General features: G+C 57.7%; 23 protein-coding genes and 2 pseudogenes. 14 read left to right on the top strand and 11 right to left on the bottom strand.

Features of this window, described 5'->3' with window-relative positions:
- The first annotated feature begins 269 nt into the window (after positions 1-269).
- Positions 270-920 (top strand): hypothetical protein, encoded by a 651-nt coding sequence (locus tag AC1DIH_RS17065; RefSeq protein ID WP_477772557.1) that lies wholly within the window; start codon positions 270-272, stop codon positions 918-920.
- A 312-nt stretch (positions 921-1,232) separates the two neighbouring features.
- Complete coding sequence (locus tag AC1DIH_RS17070) at positions 1,233-3,704, top strand: hypothetical protein (protein WP_477772558.1); 2,472 nt, start codon at positions 1,233-1,235, stop codon at positions 3,702-3,704.
- Between the two features lie 102 nt (positions 3,705-3,806).
- On the opposite strand, the gene cysZ is transcribed toward AC1DIH_RS17070, so the two are convergent.
- Positions 3,807-4,562: a sulfate transporter CysZ gene (gene cysZ, locus AC1DIH_RS17075; protein WP_477772559.1), complete on the bottom strand. Its 756-nt coding sequence runs from the start codon at positions 4,560-4,562 to the stop codon at positions 3,807-3,809.
- A 315-nt stretch (positions 4,563-4,877) separates the two neighbouring features.
- Between cysZ and trxB the strand changes: the two genes are divergently transcribed.
- Positions 4,878-5,840 (top strand): thioredoxin-disulfide reductase, encoded by a 963-nt coding sequence (gene trxB / locus AC1DIH_RS17080; protein WP_145022184.1) that lies wholly within the window; start codon positions 4,878-4,880, stop codon positions 5,838-5,840.
- 126 nt (positions 5,841-5,966) lie between these two features.
- Here the strand turns inward: trxB and AC1DIH_RS17085 are convergent.
- Positions 5,967-6,200, bottom strand: a pseudogene (locus AC1DIH_RS17085) (HopJ type III effector protein); the annotation flags it as partial.
- Positions 6,201-6,765: 565 nt separating this feature from the next.
- Between AC1DIH_RS17085 and AC1DIH_RS17090 the strand changes: the two are divergent.
- The 5 genes and pseudogenes from AC1DIH_RS17090 to AC1DIH_RS17110 all read left to right on the top strand — a co-directional run.
- Positions 6,766-6,930: pseudogene (locus tag AC1DIH_RS17090) on the top strand (2-isopropylmalate synthase); the annotation flags it as partial.
- 65 nt (positions 6,931-6,995) lie between these two features.
- Positions 6,996-7,736 carry an AraC family transcriptional regulator gene (locus AC1DIH_RS17095; RefSeq protein WP_477772560.1) on the top strand — a complete coding sequence of 247 codons (741 nt, stop codon included), beginning with the start codon at positions 6,996-6,998 and terminating at the stop codon, positions 7,734-7,736.
- A gap of 204 nt (positions 7,737-7,940) precedes the next feature.
- Positions 7,941-9,443, top strand: coding sequence for an efflux transporter outer membrane subunit (locus tag AC1DIH_RS17100; protein ID WP_477772561.1), 1,503 nt, complete (start codon positions 7,941-7,943; stop codon positions 9,441-9,443).
- Positions 9,440-10,612: an HlyD family secretion protein gene (locus AC1DIH_RS17105; protein WP_477772562.1), complete on the top strand. Its 1,173-nt coding sequence runs from the start codon at positions 9,440-9,442 to the stop codon at positions 10,610-10,612. The genes AC1DIH_RS17100 and AC1DIH_RS17105 overlap by 4 nt, the downstream gene beginning before the upstream one ends.
- Positions 10,605-12,149: an MDR family MFS transporter gene (locus AC1DIH_RS17110; RefSeq protein WP_477772563.1), complete on the top strand. Its 1,545-nt coding sequence runs from the start codon at positions 10,605-10,607 to the stop codon at positions 12,147-12,149. The genes AC1DIH_RS17105 and AC1DIH_RS17110 overlap by 8 nt, the downstream gene beginning before the upstream one ends.
- Positions 12,150-12,365: 216 nt before the next feature.
- On the opposite strand, the gene AC1DIH_RS17115 is transcribed toward AC1DIH_RS17110, so the two are convergent.
- From AC1DIH_RS17115 to AC1DIH_RS17145, 7 genes are all read right to left on the bottom strand, one after another.
- Complete coding sequence (locus AC1DIH_RS17115) at positions 12,366-12,752, bottom strand: cupin domain-containing protein (RefSeq protein WP_477772564.1); 387 nt, start codon at positions 12,750-12,752, stop codon at positions 12,366-12,368.
- A 32-nt stretch (positions 12,753-12,784) separates the two neighbouring features.
- On the bottom strand, positions 12,785-13,648 hold the full coding sequence (locus AC1DIH_RS17120; protein ID WP_477772565.1) for an AraC family transcriptional regulator: 864 nt from the start codon (positions 13,646-13,648) through the stop codon (positions 12,785-12,787).
- A gap of 417 nt (positions 13,649-14,065) precedes the next feature.
- On the bottom strand, positions 14,066-14,362 hold the full coding sequence (locus tag AC1DIH_RS17125) for a DUF1244 domain-containing protein (protein ID WP_477772566.1): 297 nt from the start codon (positions 14,360-14,362) through the stop codon (positions 14,066-14,068).
- A 68-nt stretch (positions 14,363-14,430) separates the two neighbouring features.
- The gene (gene folX / locus AC1DIH_RS17130) at positions 14,431-14,802 is read right to left on the bottom strand and encodes a dihydroneopterin triphosphate 2'-epimerase (protein ID WP_054593958.1); all 372 of its coding nucleotides are present in this window, start codon (positions 14,800-14,802) and stop codon (positions 14,431-14,433) included.
- Positions 14,803-14,804: 2 nt separating this feature from the next.
- Positions 14,805-15,365, bottom strand: coding sequence for a GTP cyclohydrolase I FolE (gene folE / locus AC1DIH_RS17135; protein ID WP_477772567.1), 561 nt, complete (start codon positions 15,363-15,365; stop codon positions 14,805-14,807).
- Positions 15,366-15,388: 23 nt separating this feature from the next.
- A complete protein-coding gene (gene folM, locus AC1DIH_RS17140) occupies positions 15,389-16,099 on the bottom strand; it encodes a dihydromonapterin reductase (protein ID WP_477772568.1) in 711 nt (236 codons plus the stop codon).
- Positions 16,100-16,226: 127 nt separating this feature from the next.
- Complete coding sequence (locus tag AC1DIH_RS17145; protein WP_477772569.1) at positions 16,227-16,796, bottom strand: antibiotic biosynthesis monooxygenase; 570 nt, start codon at positions 16,794-16,796, stop codon at positions 16,227-16,229.
- Positions 16,797-17,004: 208 nt separating this feature from the next.
- Between AC1DIH_RS17145 and AC1DIH_RS17150 the strand changes: the two genes are divergently transcribed.
- Positions 17,005-17,964: a MerR family transcriptional regulator gene (locus tag AC1DIH_RS17150; protein WP_477772570.1), complete on the top strand. Its 960-nt coding sequence runs from the start codon at positions 17,005-17,007 to the stop codon at positions 17,962-17,964.
- Between the two features lie 3 nt (positions 17,965-17,967).
- Here the strand turns inward: AC1DIH_RS17150 and AC1DIH_RS17155 are convergent, their stop codons facing one another.
- Both AC1DIH_RS17155 and AC1DIH_RS17160 read right to left on the bottom strand, forming a co-directional pair.
- Entirely contained in the window at positions 17,968-18,573 is a 606-nt protein-coding gene (locus tag AC1DIH_RS17155; protein WP_427533728.1) for a hypothetical protein, read from the bottom strand.
- A 72-nt stretch (positions 18,574-18,645) separates the two neighbouring features.
- The gene (locus AC1DIH_RS17160; RefSeq protein WP_477772571.1) at positions 18,646-19,101 is read right to left on the bottom strand and encodes a PAS domain-containing protein; all 456 of its coding nucleotides are present in this window, start codon (positions 19,099-19,101) and stop codon (positions 18,646-18,648) included.
- Between the two features lie 153 nt (positions 19,102-19,254).
- On the opposite strand from AC1DIH_RS17160, the gene AC1DIH_RS17165 reads away from it, so the two are divergent.
- The 5 genes from AC1DIH_RS17165 to AC1DIH_RS17185 all read left to right on the top strand — a co-directional run bounded on the left by AC1DIH_RS17165 (position 19,255) and on the right by AC1DIH_RS17185 (position 23,351).
- Entirely contained in the window at positions 19,255-19,710 is a 456-nt protein-coding gene (locus tag AC1DIH_RS17165) for a flavodoxin (protein WP_477772572.1), read from the top strand.
- A gap of 195 nt (positions 19,711-19,905) precedes the next feature.
- A complete protein-coding gene (locus tag AC1DIH_RS17170; protein ID WP_477772573.1) occupies positions 19,906-20,688 on the top strand; it encodes a class II aldolase/adducin family protein in 783 nt (260 codons plus the stop codon).
- Positions 20,688-21,590, top strand: a complete 903-nt coding sequence (locus AC1DIH_RS17175; protein ID WP_477772574.1) for an alpha/beta fold hydrolase — start codon at positions 20,688-20,690, stop codon at positions 21,588-21,590. Before AC1DIH_RS17170 ends, AC1DIH_RS17175 begins: the two co-directional genes overlap by 1 nt.
- A gap of 199 nt (positions 21,591-21,789) precedes the next feature.
- Positions 21,790-22,365 (top strand): RNA polymerase sigma factor, encoded by a 576-nt coding sequence (locus tag AC1DIH_RS17180; RefSeq protein ID WP_477772575.1) that lies wholly within the window; start codon positions 21,790-21,792, stop codon positions 22,363-22,365.
- A complete protein-coding gene (locus AC1DIH_RS17185) occupies positions 22,362-23,351 on the top strand; it encodes a FecR family protein (RefSeq protein WP_477772576.1) in 990 nt (329 codons plus the stop codon). The genes AC1DIH_RS17180 and AC1DIH_RS17185 overlap by 4 nt, the downstream gene beginning before the upstream one ends.
- Positions 23,352-23,446: the final 95 nt, after the last annotated feature.

Genomic DNA, 23,446 nt, shown 5'->3' on the forward strand with positions numbered 1-23,446 from the left:
AATTGAGATCGTGACTCATCCCTGAATGCTTGAAGGTTCTTGACGTGGGTGAGCCCTCGCGACTCATTGGATACCTGATGCTTGAGGCTGGCTACTGTAAGAAATACTAGGTCGGGGTCAATATCGCCATGGGGGGTATCAGCGTTGCTTGTGCTGATAACCGTTCGTCTGGACTGTCAGTTTTTACAGGTAGCTTTACGCGTGTGTCGGAGATAGAAGTGCCCCAGAAGCCGCAGGCAATTGTGCCGGGTAACAGGAGCATCGAAATCATGACTGCCCGAGAAGAACCCACGTCCAACAAACCAGCAACCAGCCTATCTGACAGTGGAGAGGGAGAGGACACGGGAGCGGTCGCGCCTGCCCTCAAAATGCCGACGATTATTGCGCCTTTAAACGGACGCACATACATTGTCGGCCGTGTGTATCTTGAGGGGAAGTGTTCGGCGGGCGCCAGGGTTGAATTGTGGAACCATGACGATAGCAAGTTGGCCGATGCCATTATCAACAGTGACGATATCACGCATTGGTACTATAGCCGCATTTGGGATGCAGGCGACAAGCATGTCAAGGTCGTGGAATTCGTGGGAGGGGTGCCTTCTGAGCCAACTTTACTGCGTCAGTTCCGAGTCACCGAGGCACGCTGTGCACCGGCGATTACCAGTCCGAGTGATCAACAGCGCTTGAAAGTAGGGCGGAATACGATCAAAGGAACCTGTTGGACGGAGGCGATATCGGTTCGAGTGCTGAATCATGACAATAGTGAATTGGGCACCGCCAAGATGACGCCAGGCAGTGGCACTTGGGAATTCGAATATGACTTCGATTTCGGCACTGGCAGAAAGCACATTTTGGTGAGACAAGTGGTTGCGGGTGAATCGTCTGACATCAGCCGCATGTTTGAGTATTTCATGACGAAGTAGCACTGGTTCATTGCGTACAGCACGGCAGATTGATGGTCTGCCGTTACCCTTCGTCTGCATCATTGTGCAGTGGCGAAGCTGCATTTTAACGTGCTCGTTTACACAAAATCCGGAACACGCCTCTGCGTGCAATCACCCGGAGCTGCTTTCGCCTGCCCGTTCATATCTAACTATCAAGCGCTCCTCACCGCTGGTCGGAAACTGCGGCCTACCTGTTATTTCTGACAGTGGCCAGCGCCTTGGAGCCAGGTGTTAGATGGCGTCAACGCTGCCGCTCACGTTGCGGCGACTCTTGCGAAATGGAGATTGCTCATGACCGCTCAAGTTAACGCACCCGAAACACACGCCCCTATCCCGGATCTCGACAGTTTTGACGTCTATCCGACGGTGGGTGACGATGATCTGGACTCATTCAGCACCAGCGACGCGTTCGGAGCGCTGATACCTACGGATAAACTGGATCCCGATGACAGGATCTATGTCGAAACGATTGGTGAGCCCGGCACCCCGGAAGGTGGAAAGTCCAAGAGCTGGACGGTGCGTCTAGGGTCGTCAAACCCCAGGCGTGTGAATTTGGGGAATGATGCCGTTGCGTTTCTTCTGGGCAAAAAAATGTGGATGACCTACACCATCCTGCGTAAAGACGAGATCGAAAAAACCTCTGATCCGCGGATTCTCAACGTGCTCCCCCTGCCCCGAGAAGAGTTGAAAGCCGCCCGGATCCCCCAGGCTCAGGACAACGGTCATGGCCCAGAACTGGACCTGACCAGTAACACTGCCGAGTGCGCGGTATATCTTGGAGGCTGGCCGCTGTGGGCCAAAAATCAACGGTGCTGGGTTGACCTGGAGGGCAAGAACGCCGGTGGTGGAGATCACCTGTACTCCGTGATGGAATCGGAGCCGGTGGATGACGACTGGTTCGATCAAGGTTATCGCGAGGTGAAGGTGCCTTACGACTACTTCAAGGCGTTACTCAATGGCTCGCTGTTGAAGGTCATCGTCGAGGTCGCACTGAATCAGGAAGACGACAGGACTCAGGCGTTCCCTTTCGAGGAGCGAATTTATACCGTTAAAAATGTCGAGGCAGCAAAGCCTGAGATCACTACGGTGACCGATCTCAAGGGTGTCGAGATATCCAACCCCGGTACGACCAAGTACACCACGGTCAAACTCAAAGGCCGCGCCGAGCCCAATCAGCTTCTCGAGATTTTTGATGGAGAATCGATTGTGGGCAACCCCACGGCCAATGAACAGGGCGATTGGGAGCACAGGCTCGAACGCTTAAGCGAGTCAGACCACAAGATTTTCGTCGAGGGGCCCAAGGGGCTGACGTCTGATGTCTGGGAATTCCGGGTGGAAGAGTTGCAGGCACCCACCATCGATACAGTGAAAGACAGCAAGGGCGAGCCTGTGGGCGAGGGCGAAACAACGCTGGATGGCGACCTGAAGCTGGAAGGCAAGGCAGAGGATGGTTACGAAGTCGAGATCTTTGATCGCAAGACTTCAGTGGCTTTGCTCAGGGTTTACGATGGTATCTGGGAGCTGAGGAAGACGTTCAGCAATAGAGAACATGTTTTGAAAGCCGTGGGGCGCTATGGCGATGATCGGCCGGCAGAGTCCGCACCGCGGAGTTTTACGGTGGCGGTGCAGGCCAGCAAACCCACGATCGAGAAGGTGACAGACTCCAACGGCAAGCCTGTCCCCCATGGCAGCAAGACCAGGGATACCAGGGTAAAACTTGAAGGCACAGCGTTGCCTTACCAGGAATTGAAAGTTTTTGATGGCGAGCAGCACATCGACAGCGTCACGACTGGAAAGGACGGTGTCTGGCTGTGCGAGCTGATCGACTTGAGTCAATCAGAGCATCCGATCAGGGTCGAGGTGAGGCCGGGGGTGGATTCGGGTGTCTGGATTTTTACCGTAGTCGAGTTGGTGCAACCGACGATTGACGAAGTGAAGGATGTCGCAGGCACGACGATTGGCGATACCGTCACGACCAACAAAACACCGTTGACGCTGACAGGCACGGTAGCTGACGGTCAAAAAGTCGATATTTACGACGGCGCCAACAAGCTGGGCGAAGCCACGATGACGGGGGCTACCACGTGGGAGTTCAAGACGTCGGTGCTGTCTTCTCTAAGAGAATATAGGTTCAAAGCCGTAGAGCAAGGTGTCGGCGGGACAGAATCAGCGCCTCGGACCGTTACCGTGACGGCGGCGGTGAAACCGACAATTAACGAAGTGAGGGACGACGCAGGCTCGCTGCTTGGCGATACCGGCACGACCAGCAAAACACCGTTGACGCTCAAAGGCACGGTAGCTCCCGGTAAGAACGTCGACATTTACGACGGCACCATCAAGCTGAAGGCAGCCACGATAACGGCGCCTGGCAAGTGGGAGGTCAAGACGTCGGTGCTGTCTCGAAAAACGTATGAGCTCATAGCCGTAGAGCAAGGTGTCGGCGGGACGCGATCAGCGACCTACACCGTTACTGTGGAAAGCGGTGTGACTCCGCAAATCACCAAGATGACCTATACCAATGGAGGATGTCCTATCTTCGATGGCGACATCATCACGGATGGTCGTGTGAAAGTGACCGTGAAGATTACACCTGGAAAACAGGGCAAGATTGTTAGCACTACGGTCTCGGACGGCCCCTTTTCTGTGAATGGGGTGGGTGAGGAAACCAGGTCCATAACCCTTGGCAAGGGAACCCATTACATCCGTGTTGAAGAAATCCTTGCTGGGCTAGCTTCCCCAGTGGTTACTCTTACGGTGACATAGAGGGCGGTCGTTCAAACAAAAGCCCACGCAAAATCCTTGCGTGGGCTTCTTTTTAAGTGCTGCGTCGCCCGTTACGCAACCGTCCGCGGCAGCAGTTCTTGCTCAGACGGAGCTTTTCTTCAGTGCATGGTCGCCACGCTCACGCACCCAAAACAACGTCGCGCCAGCCACCGCCGCCGGCATCATCAGGATGTTGACCACCGGGATCAGCAGCGCCAGGTAGACGATCCCGCCAAAGCTCATGCTCTGCCAGCGTTTCTGGCGCAGCCAGGCGAGCATTTCGTTCCAGCCGAGTTTGTGGTTATCCGCCGGGTAGTCGATGTACTGGATTGCCATCATCCACACGCCGAACGCCAGCCACAGCGGTGCAGCAACCAGGTTGACCACCGGGATGAATGAAAGGATCAGCAACGCGAGGGCCCTGGGCAGGAAGTAGCCGAGTTTGCGCATTTCCCGGGCGAACGTGCGCGGGATCATCGCGATCAGTTCGCCCCAGCTGAAGGTCGGGAAGTCGTCAGTGCCACGCACCACCACTTCGACTTTCTCCGCGAGAAAACCGTTGAAGGGCGCGGCGATCACGTTGGCGATCATGGTGAAGGTGAAAAACACCATCAGCGCCACCAGAATCACGAACAGTGGCCAAAGCACGTAGCTGAGAAAACTCAGCCAGCTCGGCAGTGACGGCATCAGGGTGTCGACCCACAGGCTGAACTGATGGCCGGCCAGGTAGATCAATCCGACGAACAGTACCAGGTTGATGGCCAGCGGCAACAACACGAACAAACGCAGGCCGGGACTCAAGACCAGCTTCAGGCCTTCGCGCAGGTATTGCGGGCCGGACAGAACGGGGGCGGGCATAGTGGGCTCCGAGCAATGGGAAAACGCGCCGACCTTACCGGCTTTGCCACACAGGCGAAAGCGCGGTAATGACATCGACATTAACTGTAACAAAGGCGCCTTTAAATCAGACTCCTGGGGATAGAGACCGCCTATGAGCTGGATTGTTATTCCGTATTTCCTTAATCTTCGCCTCCTCGATACGCTGCACCCATTATTTTTCAGGGCTGTCCAACTACGGCACTTCCCCAAGTGCTTGCACAGTCCTTTTTTAATTCCAGCCGGTCATCCGGCGTTCCGCGCCAGGTAATACCGGCCGGTCGATAGGAGTGAGTCATGTCTGATGTACGTCATTCGCGAGTGATTATTCTCGGTTCCGGTCCTGCCGGTTACAGCGCTGCGGTCTATGCTGCCCGCGCCAACCTCAAGCCGTTGCTGATCACGGGCATGCAGGCTGGCGGTCAACTGACCACCACCACCGAAGTCGACAACTGGCCGGGCGACGTGCACGGCCTGACCGGCCCGGCACTTATGGAGCGGATGAAAGAACACGCCGAGCGCTTCGAGACCGAAATCGTTTTCGACCACATCAACGCCGTCGACTTCGCCGCCAAGCCGTACACCCTGACGGGCGACAGTGCCACTTACACCTGCGACGCACTGATCATCGCGACCGGTGCCAGCGCTCGTTACCTGGGCCTGCCGTCGGAAGAAACCTTCATGGGCAAAGGCGTGTCGGCCTGCGCAACCTGCGATGGTTTCTTCTACCGCAACCGTGAAGTGGCCGTGGTCGGTGGCGGCAACACCGCTGTCGAAGAGGCGCTGTACCTGGCCAACATCGCCAGCAAAGTCACCCTGATTCACCGTCGCGAGACCTTCCGCGCCGAGAAAATCCTGATCGACAAGCTGCATGCTCGGGTTGCCGAAGGCAAGATCGTCCTGAAGCTGAACTCGACGCTGGACGAAGTGCTGGGCGACAACATGGGCGTGACCGGCGCACGTTTGAAGAACAACGACGGCAGCTTCGACGAGCTGAAAGTCGACGGCGTATTCATCGCCATCGGCCACACCCCGAACACGTCGCTGTTCGAAGGCCAACTGACCTTGAAAGACGGTTATCTGGTGGTGCAGGGCGGTCGTGAAGGCAACGCGACGGCGACCAGCCTTGAAGGCATCTTTGCTGCCGGCGACGTGGCTGACCACGTTTACCGTCAGGCGATCACCTCGGCCGGCGCCGGTTGCATGGCGGCCCTGGACGCAGAGCGTTACCTGGACGACCTGCAGAACGCCAAGTTCTGAAATCGTTGAAATGAAAAAACCGGCCTCGGCCGGTTTTTTTATGCCCGCGATTTAACAGGCTATGAAGCTCAAATGTGGGAGCGAGCCTGCTCGCGATGGCGGCTTTACATTCAGCACGTGTGTTGCAGAGCGGTAATGCTCACCAAACGCCAGCAGCACCTCTTCGTCACTCAAGCCTTCCAGCAGCGCCAGGCCGAGGGTCTTGCACGAGCCTTCGTTCTGTCCGGCGGCGTTTTCCACGCCACCATTGTTGAAGGCTTGTGGCTGGTAATCATAGCCAGCGGCGATGAATGCCAGGGTATCGGCGAAGGCGTGTTCGCCGCTCTTGAGGCTGGCGCGCAGGGTGTTCAGATCAGTCATCGCTTACGGATCCTTCTTAACTGTTATATGCGATATTTACGAGTGTATTCAGGTAGTTGCAGATAGTAACTTTTTTTACTTTCTTTGAGGTCATTTCGAACCACATGCAAGCTTGCAGACGCGGTCCTTTGCTTTCGTCCGAGCACCTGCTGAGTTATGGCGAGAGAGTGTATGGAGCTTCAGGAGTATTTCGCGTATGGCTGCTGATTGCTCCGTGTAGACACCCGTGACGTTTGCGTAGGCACGAGTCTTGAGTGTCACAAACACAAGGTGCGGAACTGCACTCCACTTGACCACAAGAGCTTCGCGGTCATTGGACTGCGGCGATCTGGCAATGTAGCTGAACTCCCTCCTTTAAGAATTAAAATTGTGCTTTTTTGCCGTGATCAAGCATAAAAAACTCATGAATTTAATATTTTTAGTGAAAGTTGTGATTTTTTTGATGTTCTGAGTGTAAGAACACAATTTGTGTCAAACCATGTTCGTTTAGTATTTGATTCAGTGATCGATGGCGGCAGGTGCCGAGCCTGCCCTCAGACGGACTGTTCTAAAAAGGAGAAGCGCTATGATGCTGAAGGACCCTCCCAGCAAATATCGGCATTTCACCACGGTAGACCCGCCAGACCGCGCATGGCCCGGCAACGTCCAGTCAGTTGCGCCTATCTGGTGCAGCCTTGATATGCGCGACGGCAATCAGGCATTGATTGAGCCAATGAAGGCCGAACGCAAGCGCTGTCAATCGCGTGTCGCGCCTTGGGCTGCTCAGCGTAATGAACGCTGCGGTGCCTTGCTGACATGACTGCGCGTACAGCCCTGGCGACGCTCGCCGGTAACTACGGTCATGGGGACATAGTGGCTTCGCATCGGCATGCCGAAGGGCAGTTGGTGTATGCCATCAGTGGCGTGATGCTGGTCTCGGTCTCCGGGACGACGTGGGTGGTGCCTTCCGGCCATGCGCTGTGGGTACCCTCGGGTATGGAGCACGAGATTCGCATGACTGGCGAGGTACGCATGCGCACCTTGCTGATTACACCTGGCGCCCACGACGTTCTGACGCAAGAGTGTCAAGTCATCAAGGTTTCGCCGCTGCTGCGTGAGCTGATCGTAGCGGCAGCCGATCAACCCGACGATAAAGGTGCTCTGGCGCGCCATGCACTGATTGTCGAGCTGATCTTTTCGGAGCTCGACAGGGCGCAGAAGGTGCTGGCTCATGTACCGATCCCTGCCGAGCCTCGGCTCAAGTTGCTGTGCGCCGGCTTCATCGACAATCCATCTCAGGATTCGAAGCTGGAGAGTTGGGCTGAACAGCTCAACATGAGCTCACGCACCCTGGCTCGCCTGTTCCAGAAAGAACTGGGCATGAGCTATGGGGAGTGGCGCAAGCGCACCCGGTTGCTTCTCTGCCTGCAGCGGTTGGCTTCTGGCGTGTCGATTCTGGATGTGGCACTGGAACATGGTTACCAAAGTCCCAGCGCATTCGCCGCCATGTTCAAGCGCACCATGGGCTTCACTCCGAGCCACTGCCGTTCGGCGTAGCTTCCTCCTGTAGTCAACAATCCTTACAGAGCATGGCTCACTTTACGTGGGCCATGCTTGCGCTTGCCTGCGGCTCGGGAGCTCTCAAGGCGGTCGCGAAGGGCACGTTGTCTCAATCGGAACGACAGTTGTCTGGAACTCGGGAGAATTGCAGTCCTGCGCTCTCATAACCTGCATCCCTACTCAGAACTCTGGATTTCTGCGATGCGTTCGCCCTTTTTTACCGCGTGGCACGGCCGTCTTTCGCTTGTAGGCATGGCCTCTATTGTCTTGGCTGGCTGTGCCGCATGGACGACTCATCAGCCGGCGCAGCCGCACCCGGAGCGCATCAATGCCCTGAGCCGCCTGCCCCAAGGCGTTTCAGCCCAGGCGTTGCCCGAACGTTGGTGGCAGTTGTACAACGATCCGAAACTCGATGCGCTGGTGCAGCAGGCGCTGGAGCACAACCGCGATCTGGCGGCCGCCCAGGCCCACGTTCAATCGATGCTGGCCGGGATCATGCAGGCCGATGCCGAGCGCTGGCCGTCCACTCAAGCGTCACTGGGAGTCGCCTATGGCAAAACTGCCGATGACCAGACACTCGCCAAGGCCACCGACAGCCATGCCCCGTCTCAATGGGCGTTCAATCCCGGCTTCGAATTGGCGTATCAAGTTGATATCTGGGGCCAGGTTCAGCACGCCATCGAGCGCGCTCAGGTTCAGGCCGCTGCCGCACAGGATGCTGAAGACTTGTTGCGCGTCACGATCGTGGCGCAAACCACCCGGGCCTATGTGAATGCTTGTGCCTTGGGCGCACGGGCCAAGGTCGAGCGCCATTCACTGGAAGTGGTTGGTCAAAGTCTGGCGTTGATTGACCGTCAGCGTCAGGCCGGTGTGGTGACTGATTTTGAGTATGTTCGGATGCAGGCGTTGCAGGGGGAAACCCTGGCCCTTCTGCCAATGCTGGAGGCGCGTCGGCAAGCAGCGCTGTACGAACTGGCGATGTTGACCGGTGTGGCCGATCTGGAGCAGGGCTCTGGCGCGGCGACCTGTGAAGTGGTGCCGAAGCTCAATGCTGCGCTTCCCGTGGGGGATGGCTGGCAACTGCTGGCCCGTCGCCCTGATATTCGCCAGGCCGAGCGAGCGCTGCGGGCGGCCTCGCTGCAGGTGGATATTGTTCAGGCCGATCTGTACCCGAAGGTGACCTTTGGCGCTTCGGTGTCCTCATCCAGCCATACACCCCATGAGCTGGGAGACAGCAGCGCAGTGATGTTTGGTATCGGTCCACTGATTTCCTGGCAGTTTCCCAACTGGCGAGTCAATCGCGCACGGGTCAACCAGGCCCGGGCACTCGAGCAGGTCGACGTGGCGCAATTCGAGGCCAGTGTACTCAAGGCCCTCAAGGAAGTGCGTCAGGCCTTGGCTTTGTATGACGGAGAGCGCCAGCGCCACGCAGCCTTGAGTCAGGCACTGGACAGCAGTCGCCAGGCCTACACGTTGGCCCAGCTCAATTACAACGCCGGGTCTATCGACTTCCTTGACGTGCTGGACAGCGAGCGCGAGCTGATCCGCTTGCAGGCCACGCGGGCCGATGCAGATGGCCGTTTGCTGCAGCGCCAGATCGCTCTATTTCGAGCCCTCGGCGGCGGTTGGCAGTCGTCTTCCTCTGAGATCCCGGTCGATGCGCCTTCTCACGCTCCCCTCACCTTTTCCGGTACCCAGCCATGAATATCGCCGTTGATGATAAAACCGCTTTCCAGGATGAGCATGAGAGTGTGGTCCAGCAGCTCATGCATGAGCGTAGGCAGCGTCGCAAAAGAAATCTGATCCTGCTGGGAGGCGGCGCGGTGTTGGTCGGGGCGGTGGCGTTCGGCGTGTACTGGATGACGGTCGGCCGTTACCTGGAGCAGACCGATGATGCGTATGTGCGTGCTGATTGGATTCCCATCAGCCCCCGGGTTTCCGGATACGTGGCTCAAGTGCTGGTGGAGGATGATCAGCCCGTCAAGAGCGGGGATGTGCTTGTGCGCATCGAGGATAGAGACTATCTGGCGCGGCTGGAACAGGCGCGCGCCGAATTGGCTGAAACTGAAGCATCGGTGGCAGCGCAGCAGGCCAACCTGCAAGTCACCGACAGCCTGATCGCCCAGCAGAAGGCCGGCCTTGCCCAGGCTGACGCTCGCCTGCGCAGCGCGCATGCCGAGCTGCGTCGGGCGAGCCTCGATGAGCAACGCTACGAAGGCTTGGTCCGCGAACACGCCGCCAGTGCCCAGCGTTTGGAAAGTGCAACTGCCAGCTACGCCCAGGCCAATGCCGCGGTGGAAATTTCCCAGGCGATGCAGCGTCAGCAAGATACTCGGTTGAATGTCGCCATTACCCGGCGTCAAATGGCCGAAGCCTCACTCAAGCAAAAGATCGCCCGGCGCAGCCAGGCTCAGGCTCAGTTGAGCCTGGCCACTAGCGCTTTGGAGGATACGTTGATCCGCTCGCCAATCGACGGTGTCGTGGGACAACGCAAGGTGCGTACTCGCCAATATGTCGCGCCGGGGCTACCGCTGCTGGCGGTGGTGCCAACGCAGCAGGCCTACGTGGTGGCCAACTACAAGGAAACCCAGCTGCGCGACATGCGTGCCGGGCAAGCGGTTGATATCAGTGTCGACAGCTATTCGGGGCGCAAGCTCAAGGGCCACGTAGTCAGTTTCTCGCCAGGTTCGGGGGCGATGTTTGCCTTGCTGCCCTCGGACAACGCCACCGGTAACTTCACCAAGATCGTGCAGCGTTTTCCCGTGAAGATTGTGATTGATCAGCACGATGACGGCGGCCCCATTCTGCCGGGCATGTCCGTGATCACGACCGTCGACACCCACCCAGCCGGGCAGGACGATTCGCATGACTGACGCCGAAGAGAAAGCGGTTTCCTTTCGCGCATGGGTTGCGGTGATCGGAGGGCTGTTCGGTTGTTTCATGGCAGGCATGAACGTCCATGTGACGAGCGCGGCGCTGCCGGAAATCGAAGGCTCATTGGGGGCGACCTTCGAGGAGGGGTCCTGGATTTCCACTGCTTACCTGGTCGCAGAAATCGTGATGATCCCGCTGACCGCCTGGCTGGTGCAGGTATTCTCCCTGCGCCGCGTGATGCTTGTGGGCTCATGTGTATTTCTAGTGGCATCCATTGCCTGTTCCTGGGCACCGAACCTTGAGGTGATGATCATTATTCGGGTGATTCAGGGTGCTGCCGGTGCGGTGCTGATTCCCTTGTCATTTCAGTTGATCATCACCGAGCTGCCGCCCAGCAGGATTGCGATGGGCATGGCGTTGTTCGCCCTGTCCAACAGCGTTGCCCAGGCGGCCGGGCCGTCCATCGGCGGCTGGCTGACCGACACCTATTCCTGGCGCTGGATCTTCTATCTACAGCTGGCTCCGGGCATTCTTTTGCTGCTGGCGGTGGCGTGGTCAATCGACGCGAAACCCATGCAATTGAGCTTGCTCAAGCGCGGCGACTGGGGCGGTATTAGCGCCATGATCGTCGGCTTGGGCGGCTTGCAAATTGTCCTTGAAGAAGGTGGCCGCAAGGATTGGTTCGGCTCTGACTTCATTGTCTGGATGTCGGTGATAGCCGGCGTGGCACTGTTGTACTTCGTACTGTCACAGCTGTACGGCAGCCGTTCCTTTATCAACCTGCGCTTGCTCAAAAGCTACAACTTCGGGGTGGCCAGCGCGGCAATGTTCATTTTCGGCGGAGCGACCTTCGGCCTCGTGTTCCTGGTCCCCAACTACCTTTCCCAACTGCAGGGGTATAACGCCCGAGAAATTGGCATCAGCCTGATTGCCTACGGCATGGTGCAACTGGTGCTGGCGCCGTTCATGCCGCGCCTGATGAAGTGGCTGAACCCTAAAGTCATGGTCGCCTGCGGGTTTTTCATCATGGCCTTGGGTTGCTATCTCGGTGCGCACCTGAACGTCGACAGCGCGGCCAACGTGATCATTCCTTCCACCGTGGTGCGGGGCATCGGACAGCCCCTTATCATGGTGGCTCTCTCGGTACTGGCGGTTTCCGGGTTGGCCAAAAGTGAAGCAGGCTCCGCTTCCGCATTGTTCTCCATGTTGCGCAACCTCGGCGGTGCCGTGGGCACTGCCGGGCTGACGCAGATCGTCGCTCTGCGCGAACGCTTTCATTCCGAGCGGGTAGGAGAGTCCATCACCTTATTTTCCCCTTCTCTTCAGGAGCGCCTGCGCATTGGCATGGCGGACAGCGAGGCGTTCGTATTCAACCAGCTTTTGCCCGCTCAACAACAAGTGATCGAGGGCCTGATTCACACCGTGCGCCGCGAGGCGTACCTGATGGCGTACAGCGATGCGTTTTATGTGTCCTGTATTGCCCTGGCCCTGTGTGGGTTGGCAGCGCTGGTGTTACGGCAACAACCGAAGGACTGAAAAAAAATCGCAGCGGTATGACTTACCCACATAGGTAACAAAACGGTTCAAGCACATAGGTAACAGTTTTTAACTGGCCCAGGATCATCCACTGCGGTTACCCAAAAACGTTTTTACGCAGCCAGGGCTGAAAACCGCCATTCGCTGCACAAGACTGGCAAAGATCTTTTGTGAAAGGCGAGCGCCGTCAAACCCTGGCGAGACGGCGCCAGCTATTTAGATCCAAATGTCGTTGTTGGCCGTGCGCTCTCCACCTTCATGGCCCGTATTCAGTATCCCACGAGGTTCGATCATCATTAGTCTTGCCTCACCTTCTGCGGCTGTTCTGTGCTCCACTCCTCGTGGCACGACATACAACTCGCCTGGACCTACGTATACGCAGCCATGGGGTAGGTCGATACGCAGCTTTCCCTCGATCACGAGAAATGCCTCGTCGGTCTCAGGGTGGGAATGCCAAATGAACTCGCCTTCGATGCGCACGACCTTGAACTGGTAGTCGTTCATTTCGGCGACGACCCGCGGGCTCCATTGCTGATCTATGAGCGAGGCTTTGTGCGCCAGGTTAATGGCTTGCAAGTTCGGTTCGTTATGGGAGTGGTGCATGACGGATCCTCTATCAAACGGGAGTCGTCAGCCTAGCGAAGGAGCGCTGAGGCATTCTTGTACGATCCTGCAAGTTGACGGTGTGCTCGGATGCGTTCTAGCCAAGACGATGGGGGGACGCCGTAACAACGAGTGAAGTGCCGTGTCATATGGCTCTGGTCATGGAAGCCGGCCGCAAGAGCGGCATCCACCAGCGTGAATCCATCCAGGATCAATGCGCGGAATTGATCCAGACGGCGCAAGGTCACGAACCGGTAAGGACTGGTGCCATACAAGACCCTGAAGTCTCGGGAGAGGCTCCAGCGTTCGCGCCCGCTAATGTGCTCAAGCATCTCCAGGGTAATGCTTAGGTGAAGATGAGCCATGATGAATTCCCTTGCCCGCTCGGTAGCCCGGTAATCCAGGCGCTTGCGCCCGCGCGGTTTACCTGCGACCGCCCGTAATGCAGTTGCCAGATCAAACAGTGCGTCCTGTTCTTCCAGCGCGTCGAGAGGATGATCCATTGCCTGCACAAAAGATTCACTGGCCTGATACAGGCGAGGGTCGTTCGACAGCCCGCCGACAATGTATGGCAATGGTTCACCACCCAGTACTTGCTGAATCAGGGCTGGATCAACATAGGCCATACGATAGCGGAAACCCGCCTCTGTTCCCGCCATGCCGTCATGCAGTTCATCCGGGTGCAGTATTAGCGTGTTTCCCGGCATACCGTGGCGCAGTGCGCCCTTGTAGTGAAAGCTCTGCACGCCCGAGAGTGTTCGGCCAATGGAGTAGGTATCGTGGCGGTGCGGATCGTAGCCATGACCGCCGAACCAGGCCTCGATTCGCTCAACTCGCCCTGGTTGAGCGTTTCGCACGACCCAGTCGGTGGCTGGTACCAGTTCGGTTCGATCCATGAATTTGGTACCCAAGAGGACGACGTTATCTATGCTCGGTGATTGAGCGTCATAAAATCAATATACGTGCGATCAAGTGTTGGTGTCAGGGGGCTCTTGCCAGCCAGAGTGTTGAAACGCATCCGCGAACGATTGGCGCTGGGCTTTCGATAGCGGTGTTTCGCCCGTTGTCTTTCGGTTGCTGTTCGGGAAAGGGCTGCGTGGGAAGGTGGCTGCGTCACCAGCGATGATCAGGGTAATCAGACCACGCCGGCCGAGCGCCTGAAGCACGGACTTTGTACAGTCATAGATGCGCTTCTGGCACGACCAGTGTTTGGCCAGGACTTTAAATCCTTATCGAAAGGACTCAGAGTCAGAGGCTTAAGCCATAGCGTCTGAAGCTATTTAACTCCTTGTTTGTAAAGCTAGCCCAAGCGCCTAATCATGGGTTTTTCCTTTGGCGAACGCCGCTTGCTGCTCGGCGCTGGCTTCTTGCTGGTATTGGGCTTTCCACTCGGCGTACGGCATGCCGTAAACCACTTCGCGGGCGTCATCGAGGCTGACCTCGATCTGGCGTTCGTCGGCGGCGGCCTTGTACCACTTGGACAGGCAGTTGCGGCAGAAACCCGCGAGGTTCATCAGGTCGATGTTCTGTACATCCTTGCGACTGTCCAGGTGCGCGACCAGTCGGCGGAACGCAGCAGCTTCAAGTTCCAGGCGTTGTTGTTCGGTCATGATGGGCTCGGTGCTATCAAATCGTGGCGCGGATGATAAAAGCCTGGCGGTTTATGTGCCAGACACGGTCAGCGACTCGCGGCGAGGGTAATCGATACCGACTCGGCGAAACGCAGGGCGTGGGGTTTGTCGACTTCGACTTCGGCGTAAAGCACGCTTTGGTTGGCCATGATCAGATCGAGTATCTCCTGGGTCAGGCGTTCGAGCAGGGCGAACCGGTTGCCCTCCACATGGGCGATGATCGCCTTGGTGATGGTGCGGTAATTGAGCGCATGATCGATATCGTTGTCGCGCACGGCGTCTTGCGCGGCATAGAGGATGGTCAGGTTGATCAGCACATCCTGCTTGTTGAGGATTTCGTCCTCGTTGATTCCGATGAAGGTCCGCAGACACAGGTCCTTGACCCGAATGCGGGCCATTCCTGGTTGAAGTTGTGGCATTGCTACTTGCTCCGTCCAATCAATTGCAGGAACTCCTGACGGGTGTTGCTCGACTCGCGGAAGGCGCCGAGCATCACCGAGGTGTTCATGGTCGAATTCTGTTTCTCGACGCCGCGCATCATCATGCACATGTGCTGGGCCTCGATCACTACCGCGACACCGGCGGCCTGGGTGACGTGCTGCACCGCCTCGGCGATTTCCCGGGTGAGGTTTTCCTGGATCTGCAAACGCCGGGCGAACATGTCGACGATGCGCGCGATCTTCGACAGGCCCAGGACCTTGCCGGTAGGAATATAAGCCACATGGGCCTTGCCGATGAAGGGCAGCAGGTGATGTTCGCAGAGCGAGTAGAGCTCGATGTCGTCGACGATCACCATTTCATCGTTGTCAGAGGCGAACAGCGCACCATTGACGATCTCGTCGACGCTCTGCTCGTAACCATGACACAGGTACTGCATGGCCTTGGCCGCTCGGGCCGGAGTGTCCAGCAAACCTTCGCGTTCAGGGTCTTCGCCCAAGCCTATTAAGATTTCACGATAATTCTGGGGCAGCGATAGGGTCATGGAACATCCTCGCGGGGGGCGGCCTATTTGACGTGCCGTCCGCCGTTGACGGTCAGGGTCGTGCCGGTGACATAAGGGTTGTCCAGCAAGTAGCGCAGGCTCTGGTAGACAACCTCGCTGCCGGGTTCGATACCCAGTGCGGATTTGGCCAGGGCTTTGGCGCGGTACGCTGCGTCGTCATCGGGATTGAACAGTAGCAGGGCTGGGGCGATACCGTTGACCTTGATTTTCGGGGCGTATTTCGCCGCGAAGGAAAGGGTCAGGCTGTCGAGCCCGGCTTTAGTGGCGCAATAAGCGATGTGCTTGCTGCTGCCCCTGCGCGTGACATCGTCGCTGATATGCACGATGTCGGCGGGGCTGGAGTGCTGCAGCAAGTCGGCACAATGCAGGTTGATCAGGTAGGGCGCAAGCATGTGCACGCTGAACATCTGGGTGAATGCGGCCACTTCGGTGTCAGGCGTTTCGGCCAGCCAGGCGGAAGCATTATGCACAATCGCCCGCAAGCTCTGGGTATGGGCTTTGAGTTGCGTGATAAACGCCAGGATCCCGGCCTCGCTGGAGAAGTCGGCAAACAGTGCAATCGCGCCAAGGTCGCGCAGCGTTTGCACGCCCGGGCGTTCGCTGCGGTAGCTGATGATCACGCGGTGACCTTCTTCCAGCAGCCGCTGCGCGCAGTGCAGGCCGACACGTTGGCTGGCGCCGGTTATGAGGATCGGGGCTGAGGAAGAGGTCATGGATGGCTCGCATCGCGGGTATGGCAAAACTATACCAGCGACAGCTTGCGCAATGCCTTGAAAAGATCGCAGGTTCCGGCTGCCCCCACACCCACACGACCCAATCTCACCGCGAGCCTGCGATCTTTCAGCGATTCTGGGTGGACGGTGCAGCGGGCAATGGCCGCCCCGGTGTGTTGTTCAACCAGCCGGCCAGCAGGTGGGTCGACAGCGGAATAAAGAAGTAGACCATCAACGGCGTCAGGGCCAGGGTGCTGACGAATACACGAGTCAGCAGGCCCATGTCGCTCAGCAGAGGGCCGAGTACGAAGTTGAACAGCAGCGAAACCGGGAAAAACGCCAACCAGATCGCGATGGCCTGTTTCCAGCGAGGCGGACGTTGCCCGGCGGCACCGAACCAACCGTCGATGCCACTGACCCGATGCTCGGAAGGATGGGCGAACAAATCGCTGCCGCGTCCCAGCCACGCCGTGCGCGAGGCGGAATGCTCCCATGCGTGCAGGGTCTGCTCGTTGGCGAAGCGGAAAATAATCTGGAATTCGTCATCACCGGGCGGCGGTGCGAGCACGCCAGAGCCGAGATAGCCGGGAAAATCGGTGGCCAGTTGTTCGCCTTCGCGCAGCCAGGCGATCAGGTCCTGATAACGTCCGCTGGCAACGCGACGCGCAACCATCAGGGTGACGGGTGAGGTAGACATTGTGTATCTCCGTAGGACAAGCACGCGGTTCCGGGTAGGAGGCGTACAAAACGCAGCACCGGGATAAAGGGCTGCGTTTAAACACAAGCAAGGATTATTCCTGGTTTTTCAAATGCACTCGATAGATTGTCGGATATATAGCTCTTGCAATGTAGGAATATGATGAGAGATAAATGGGATCCAATCTGACACGGACGTCCAAGAACTCGTGATTACGACGACTGATCCTCCCCAGACCGTGCAATTTTCTCGTCTGGAGAAGCAAGAGCAACTGTTCCCGATCCGTGAAGTGGCGCGCCTGACAGGCGTCAATCCGGTGACCTTGCGCGCCTGGGAGCGGCGCTATGGATTGATCCAGCCAACACGCACCGAAAGTGGGCATCGGCTGTATTCCATGACCGATATTGAACGGGTTCAGAGCATTCTTGGCTGGATCGGACGGGGCGTGGCAGTCAGCAAGGTGGGCAGGATTCTGGCGAAGACCAGCGAAGTCCCGGCGTTGTCGAGCGTTATCCAGGATGAACTGGTTCAGGCCGACTATGCCCAGTGGCAAGCGCAGATCAGCGCGGCGATCTGCAATTTTGACGATGCGGAGTTGGGGCGGATTTACGGTCAGGTATTTTCCACTTATTCATTGACGGTGACGTTCCAGGACATTTTCATGCCGCTGTGGACGCAATTGCTTCAGCATCATGAATTGTTTGGACAAACCAGTGAGTGGGCGATGCTGGATATGTTTCTTCGTGCCAGAGTTCTCCAGCGACTGGCATTGTTGCAAGGTGGGCAGCCGTCGCAGGTGATCGTTTCTGCCATTGATTCGCACTGCCATAAGCTTGAGTTGCTATTGACGGCTTTGTACATGAGCAGTGCGCTGGTAGGTGTCAGGGTACTGGCACTGGGGCAACCATTTGATGAGCTGACCCTGGTCTGTGACAGGATCCAACCGCACGCGCTGGTATTGTTTTCCAATCAAGCACCTGCACCTGACTTCACTCGCCGTCTGAATCGACTGGCTATGGGCCTGGATTGCCGCCTGATGCTGGCCGGAGGCTCGGCGGATCTGGCGCAGGAGAGCCTGGCAGGATCATCGATTGGCTGTATTGGAAGTGAAGGGGGGTTGATGCAGCAGCGTTTGCAGCAATTTCTCGCGGGAACACTCGATACCTGACGCTCAGATGTGCAGTGCGGGATGTGTCAGGCGATGTTGCTGAAGAATGAACTGACGCAGGCGTTCGGTTTCATCCTTGTCGCTTTGATTGAGCCGATAGGCGTAATAACCCTGTTCGGTTTCTCGCTCGAAGGTCCCGCGCAATGCAATGCGTTCGTAGCCTGAAGGGCTGAACCACAACGCGAAACTTTTCGGCGGCTTGGTGCGGTTGCGTACTTCCAGCAAAACGCCTTTGAACGACACTTCATGCACCCAGAACGTCCCGGGTTGGCCTTTGGCGTTCTCCAGGGCTACGGGCTCTTCAAGCGCCAGACGCCAGGGACGAACCATCGGCCCGTCCTCGTAGATGCTGGGTACGCCCAGGCGCAAATGCAGCGCATGAAACTCATCTTCCACCAGATGTAGCGGAAAGGTCATTTGCTGATTTTCGAAATGTGCCTGAATGGTGACCTGCTCATTGGCCGCCAGACGTGTCAATAAATCACGGATTTGCGAGCCCCCATTAACCAGCAGGCTCGACGTTGCATCGCGAACGTTGAGCTGCGGGTTGTGCTGCATGGTCTGGATGAAATCCAGTTCATCCTGAGTCAGAAGGGCATCGCGGTGCATGGTTAGCTCGAAAGAAATAATTACAAAGTCATCGGTGATTGTAGTAAATGACCATTAATTCGACAGCTTGTTTTAACCGTTTGTCGCTTTGAGTGCCTGAAGCTCTGCCTGGACTTCGGCCAGTTGGGCTTCCAGCTGTTCAACCCGCTGTTGCGCCTTGACCTGAACAGAGACGTCTTTCTGCACGCCGACGAAATAAGTCTGCTTGTCGTAATCGTTGTACACCGTTGAAAGCGACAGTTCATTCCAGAAGTGTGTGCCGTCCTTACGGTAGTTGCGCAGAATTTCCCGGCAGGACTTCCCATCACGCAGTGTTTCGCGGATCAGCTCCAGTGCGGCCTGATCGCGATCCCCTGACTGAAGAAAGCGACAATCCTGATACAGGATTTCTTCAGCGCTATAGCCGGTCAGTTTTTCGAAGGCGGGGTTAACGTAAATCAGGATGTTGTCTTCGCCTTCCCTTTCCGCGACGACAATTCCATCATTTGAAGCGTTGATTACCAGTTGCATCAGTTGGGCATTGATCATCAGAGAGTCCTTTCTGCATCGAATGATGAGCTGCATTCTATGACATGGCTGTGGACTGTCCACTGGCCATCAGACCTAATTGCAAGGCATTCGCAGCTTTTTTGCCTCAGCTGTTAATATTCGGGGCTTTTACTCTGCATCAGGATCAGATTAATGAAAGTCGCCATTCTTTCCGGCTCGGTGTACGGCACGGCTGAAGAAGTCGCCCGGCATGCGGCCAGCCTTCTAAAGGCTGCAGGTTTTGAAACCTGGCACAACCCGCGTGCAACCCTGGCCGATGTCCAGGCGTTCGCTCCCGAAGCCTTTCTGGCCGTCACCTCGACCACGGGTATGGGTGAGTTGCCGGACAACCTGCAACCGCTGTATTCGATGATTCGCGATCAACTGCCCGCTGCCTGGCGCGGTTTGCCGGGAGCGGTGATCGGCCTGGGGGATGCCAGCTACGGCGACACCTTCTGTGGTGGCGGCGAACAAATGCGCGAGCTGTTCGGTGAATTGGGCGTGCGCGAAGTGCTGCCCATGCTGCGCCTGGACGCCAGCGAAAGCGTGACCCCGGAAACTGACGCCGAACCCTGGTTGGCAGAATTGATCAGCGCGCTGCGCGGCTGACCGTACACATGCACCTGTTTGCGACACCGCTATCGATCCGGGTGTTGTGACATCGCTCACGTCTTTTAGCGGCCGCAGGCTTGCTGACTCGTTGGGTCAGTAAGCTGGCTGCGAATGCAACTACACGAACCCCGACAGCTGACTAGACTGCGTTTACCCCTACGAAATAAATAATAAGAACCAGAGGTCCTCGCCGTGAGCGTAACCCCCGTTCAATCGACATCCGATGTAAAAGACCAGGTCAGCGCCGCCGAGTGGCAAACCCGTGTCGATCTGGCGGCCTGCTATCGGCTGGTGGCGTTGCAGGGGTGGGACGATCTGATCTTCACCCACATTTCCGCCAAGGTGCCGGGGACTGAGGATTTTTTGATCAATCCGTTCGGAATGATGTTTCACGAAATGACCGCATCGAGCCTGGTCAAAGTCGATCAGGCCGGCAACAAGCTGATGCACAGCCCCTACGAGATCAATCCCGCCGGTTACACCATTCACAGCGCCGTGCATGAAGTGCGTCACGACGTGGTGTGCGTGCTGCATACCCACACGGCGGCCGGTGTGGCGGTTTCCGCGCAGAAGCAGGGCGTATTGCCCATCAGCCAGCAATCACTGTTTGTGCTGTCCAGCCTGGCGTATCACGCCTATGAAGGTGTTGCACTCAACCACGAGGAAAAGGCGCGCCTGCAAGCCGACCTCGGTGAAAACAATTTTCTGATGTTGCACAACCACGGGCTACTGACCTGTGGCAGCAGCATTGCCGACACCTTTTTGATGATGTTCACCTTCCAGCGTGCCTGCGAGATCCAGGTGCTGGCGCAGAACGGTGGAGCTGAACTGATTGCCATCGAACCGCAGATCCTCGCAGGTGCCAAGGCGATGATTGCCGGCGTGACCAAAAGTGCTCAAGGGATGGGTGGCGCGCTGGCCTGGCCGGCGTTGCTGCGCAAGCTCGATCAACAAGCCCCGGGTTACAGACTCTGATGCCACTCGCCGAGATCCCTCTGTGCGTCTGGCGCAAGCGCGCTCAGAGCTTTGTGTTCCGTGGCCAGACCATTCGCTATTGGGTGGCCGGGCAGGGTGAGCCCTTGTTGCTGATTCACGGATTCCCCACTGCCAGTTGGGACTGGCATTACCTGTGGCAACCCTTGACCCAGCGGTATCGAGTGATCGCCTGCGACATGCTGGGTTTTGGCGACTCGGCCAAGCCGCTGGACCATGAGTATTGCCTGTTGGAGCAGGCCGACTTGCAGCAGGCACTGCTGGACTATCTGGGTGTCCGGCAGCCTGTGCACCTGCTGGCGCATGATTACGGTGACAGCGTGGCTCAGGAGTTGTTGGCCCGACATACTGAGGCGCGTGTCGAGATTGGCAGTTGTGTGTTCCTCAATGGTGGCCTGTTTCCCGAAACCCATCGGCCGGTGTTGATGCAAAAGCTGTTGCTCAGCCCGTTGGGCTGGATGATCGGACGAGCGTTCAGTCGGGATGGGCTGGTCAAGAGTTTCCGACAGGTCTTTGGCCCCCGGACCCGTCCGAGTGAAAGCGAACTGGACGATTTCTGGAGCCTGATCGACAACAACCGCGGCACGCGGATCATGCACAAACTGATCAACTATATCCCGCAACGCCGTGTGCAGCGGGACAGGTGGGTCAAGGCCATGCAAGCGGGCACCGTTGCGATGCGGGTGATCGATGGCGAAGACGACCCGGTGTCGGGAGCCCACATGGTCGAACGCTACCGCCAGTTGATCCCCAATCCGGACACGGTATTGCTACGCGGAATTGGTCATTACCCGCAAATCGAGGCGCCGATCCAGGTGCTCAAGCACTACTTGGCGTTTCGTGACCAACTGGATCCCCCCGCGTTGAAAACCGCCTGTTCCTGACCCCGCGTATTGACCCTTGTTGTCACCCATCACACGGGAGCTGCCTGGCTCCAGCGCCGCCAATCCCAGCATTCGGCAATCAGTGCAGACCGACTGAGTAGAGAGCTCTCATCAGAGTCTTTTGCGCATGAGAATATTTATCATTAATATTGGCGCACCGTTGACCCTGCGTAGGGCATGGACCACGTTGAGTCGACCTTTGATGATCAATACCCCACCCGAATCCCAGAACATCGACGGCTCCGACAGCCCGGACAGTCGCGCGTATTTTCTGCAGGTCTTCTTGTCCCAGCGTCCGCAAATGGAAGCGTTGGTCAGTCGGCGCGTGGGTTGTCGGGCGACTGCCGCAGACCTGGTGCAGGACCTGTTTTTACGTTTCTGGCGCCGACCGCTGGTGCACGTCGAAGAGCTCAGCACTTACCTGCTGCGCTGCGCCGGCAACATTGCCATCGATCATCTGCGCAGCGAAGGTGCGCGGGTAAGGCTCAACGAAGGCTGGTTGCCCGAGCAACAGCACAATCTCAGCGTCGAGCCACAAGCAGCGCTGGAAGCCGGCAATGACCTGCGCCATGTCGAGGCGGCATTACGCGGTTTGCCCGAACGTACCCGGCAGATTTTTTTGCTCAACCGCATTCACGGGCGCACGTACGTCGAAATCGCCAAAGCCATGGGACTTTCCCAAAGCGCCGTGGAAAAACACATGATGCGCGCCCTCGAAGCCTGCAAGGCCAGTCTGAGGGCCCCCACATCACGCACGCCAGGGACAGCCCCGTGAATCACACCGCCAACGTCACTCCGACGCCGGCTCAGGAGCAGGCCGCACTGGCCTGGCTGAGCCTGTTGCACGACCAACCGAGCCGCGGCGATCACGCCACGTTCAGCCGTTGGTTGCAGGCCGATCCGGCGCATGCCGAAGCCTACGCCCAGGCACAAATGGTCTGGGAATTGAGCGAAGTACCGGCTCGCACCCTGGCCGAGGAAGAGGCCTTTGCCTTGCAGGGTTACCTCAATGCAATGAACCGCTCCAGGCGTTCCGGTGTGCGGCGCTGGTCTGGTGGTTTGGCCATGGCCGCCTGCTTGCTGCTGATCGTCTCGATAGGTGCCGGCTGGCAACCATCGCGTTGGCTCGATGATTTAGCGGCGGACTATGTCTCGGCGCCGGGTGAAGTGCGCAACGTGACCCTGGCCGACCAATCCCGAGTCACCCTTGATGCAGACAGCGCCATTGCCGTGGATTTCAGCCGCGGTGAACGGCACGTTCGGCTGCGTCGCGGAGCGGCCTTTTTCAGCGTGACCCATACCGGCGAACCCTTTGTGGTCGACGCAGAACAAGGCGAGGCGCGGGTGCTCGGGACGCAGTTCGAAGTGCGATTGCAACCGGCAGGCGCGCAGGTGACGGTGCTTTCTGGACGCGTCGCTGTCACGCCGACCAAGGGCGCCGGGCAGCAGGTGCTGACGGCCGGCCAGCAAGTGGCCTACGGCGCCGGCAGCACAGCAAAACTCCACGCCGTCGACAGTGAAGCGCAACTGGCGTGGCGTCAGGGCTGGCTCAATTACTACACGTCACCCTTGGCCGATGTGGTGAAAGACCTCGGCCGGTATTACCCGGGAAGGATCGTGGTGCTCAACGACGACCTGGCCGCACGACGGATCAGCGGCAGCTTTGCGAGCAAAGACCCGCAAGCAGTGCTCGATTCCCTGCAAGGGGTGTTGGGGTTCGAGCAGCACCATCTATTGGGACGGATGATCATTTTGCGCTGAGGGGCGAGCGCATGACCGATCGCCTGAAAATCCTCCTGCTGCGTGCAGGGATGGAGACTACGCTGAAACAAGTTGAAGTGCCGCAAGCGATGCAA

Source organism: Pseudomonas sp. 05N36, from assembly GCF_056397385.1.

What these genes read in the sequence shown, in the direction of transcription:
- AC1DIH_RS17145 (WP_477772569.1), bottom strand. Translation starts at nt 16,796, where the DNA reads ATGTCTACCTCACCCGTCACCCTGATGGTTGCGCGTCGCGTTGCCAGC.
- folX (WP_054593958.1), bottom strand. Translation starts at nt 14,802, where the DNA reads ATGCCACAACTTCAACCAGGAATGGCCCGCATTCGGGTCAAGGACCTG.
- cysZ (WP_477772559.1), bottom strand. Translation starts at nt 4,562, where the DNA reads ATGCCCGCCCCCGTTCTGTCCGGCCCGCAATACCTGCGCGAAGGCCTG.
- AC1DIH_RS17155 (WP_427533728.1), bottom strand. Translation starts at nt 18,573, where the DNA reads ATGCACCGCGATGCCCTTCTGACTCAGGATGAACTGGATTTCATCCAG.
- AC1DIH_RS17100 (WP_477772561.1), top strand. Translation starts at nt 7,941, where the DNA reads ATGCGTTCGCCCTTTTTTACCGCGTGGCACGGCCGTCTTTCGCTTGTA.
- AC1DIH_RS17120 (WP_477772565.1), bottom strand. Translation starts at nt 13,648, where the DNA reads ATGGATCGAACCGAACTGGTACCAGCCACCGACTGGGTCGTGCGAAAC.
- AC1DIH_RS17165 (WP_477772572.1), top strand. Translation starts at nt 19,255, where the DNA reads ATGAAAGTCGCCATTCTTTCCGGCTCGGTGTACGGCACGGCTGAAGAA.
- AC1DIH_RS17070 (WP_477772558.1), top strand. Translation starts at nt 1,233, where the DNA reads ATGACCGCTCAAGTTAACGCACCCGAAACACACGCCCCTATCCCGGAT.
- folE (WP_477772567.1), bottom strand. Translation starts at nt 15,365, where the DNA reads ATGACCCTATCGCTGCCCCAGAATTATCGTGAAATCTTAATAGGCTTG.
- AC1DIH_RS17105 (WP_477772562.1), top strand. Translation starts at nt 9,440, where the DNA reads ATGAATATCGCCGTTGATGATAAAACCGCTTTCCAGGATGAGCATGAG.
- trxB (WP_145022184.1), top strand. Translation starts at nt 4,878, where the DNA reads ATGTCTGATGTACGTCATTCGCGAGTGATTATTCTCGGTTCCGGTCCT.
- AC1DIH_RS17125 (WP_477772566.1), bottom strand. Translation starts at nt 14,362, where the DNA reads ATGACCGAACAACAACGCCTGGAACTTGAAGCTGCTGCGTTCCGCCGA.
- AC1DIH_RS17160 (WP_477772571.1), bottom strand. Translation starts at nt 19,101, where the DNA reads ATGATCAATGCCCAACTGATGCAACTGGTAATCAACGCTTCAAATGAT.
- folM (WP_477772568.1), bottom strand. Translation starts at nt 16,099, where the DNA reads ATGACCTCTTCCTCAGCCCCGATCCTCATAACCGGCGCCAGCCAACGT.
- AC1DIH_RS17095 (WP_477772560.1), top strand. Translation starts at nt 6,996, where the DNA reads ATGACTGCGCGTACAGCCCTGGCGACGCTCGCCGGTAACTACGGTCAT.
- AC1DIH_RS17110 (WP_477772563.1), top strand. Translation starts at nt 10,605, where the DNA reads ATGACTGACGCCGAAGAGAAAGCGGTTTCCTTTCGCGCATGGGTTGCG.
- AC1DIH_RS17115 (WP_477772564.1), bottom strand. Translation starts at nt 12,752, where the DNA reads ATGCACCACTCCCATAACGAACCGAACTTGCAAGCCATTAACCTGGCG.
- AC1DIH_RS17065 (WP_477772557.1), top strand. Translation starts at nt 270, where the DNA reads ATGACTGCCCGAGAAGAACCCACGTCCAACAAACCAGCAACCAGCCTA.
- AC1DIH_RS17175 (WP_477772574.1), top strand. Translation starts at nt 20,688, where the DNA reads ATGCCACTCGCCGAGATCCCTCTGTGCGTCTGGCGCAAGCGCGCTCAG.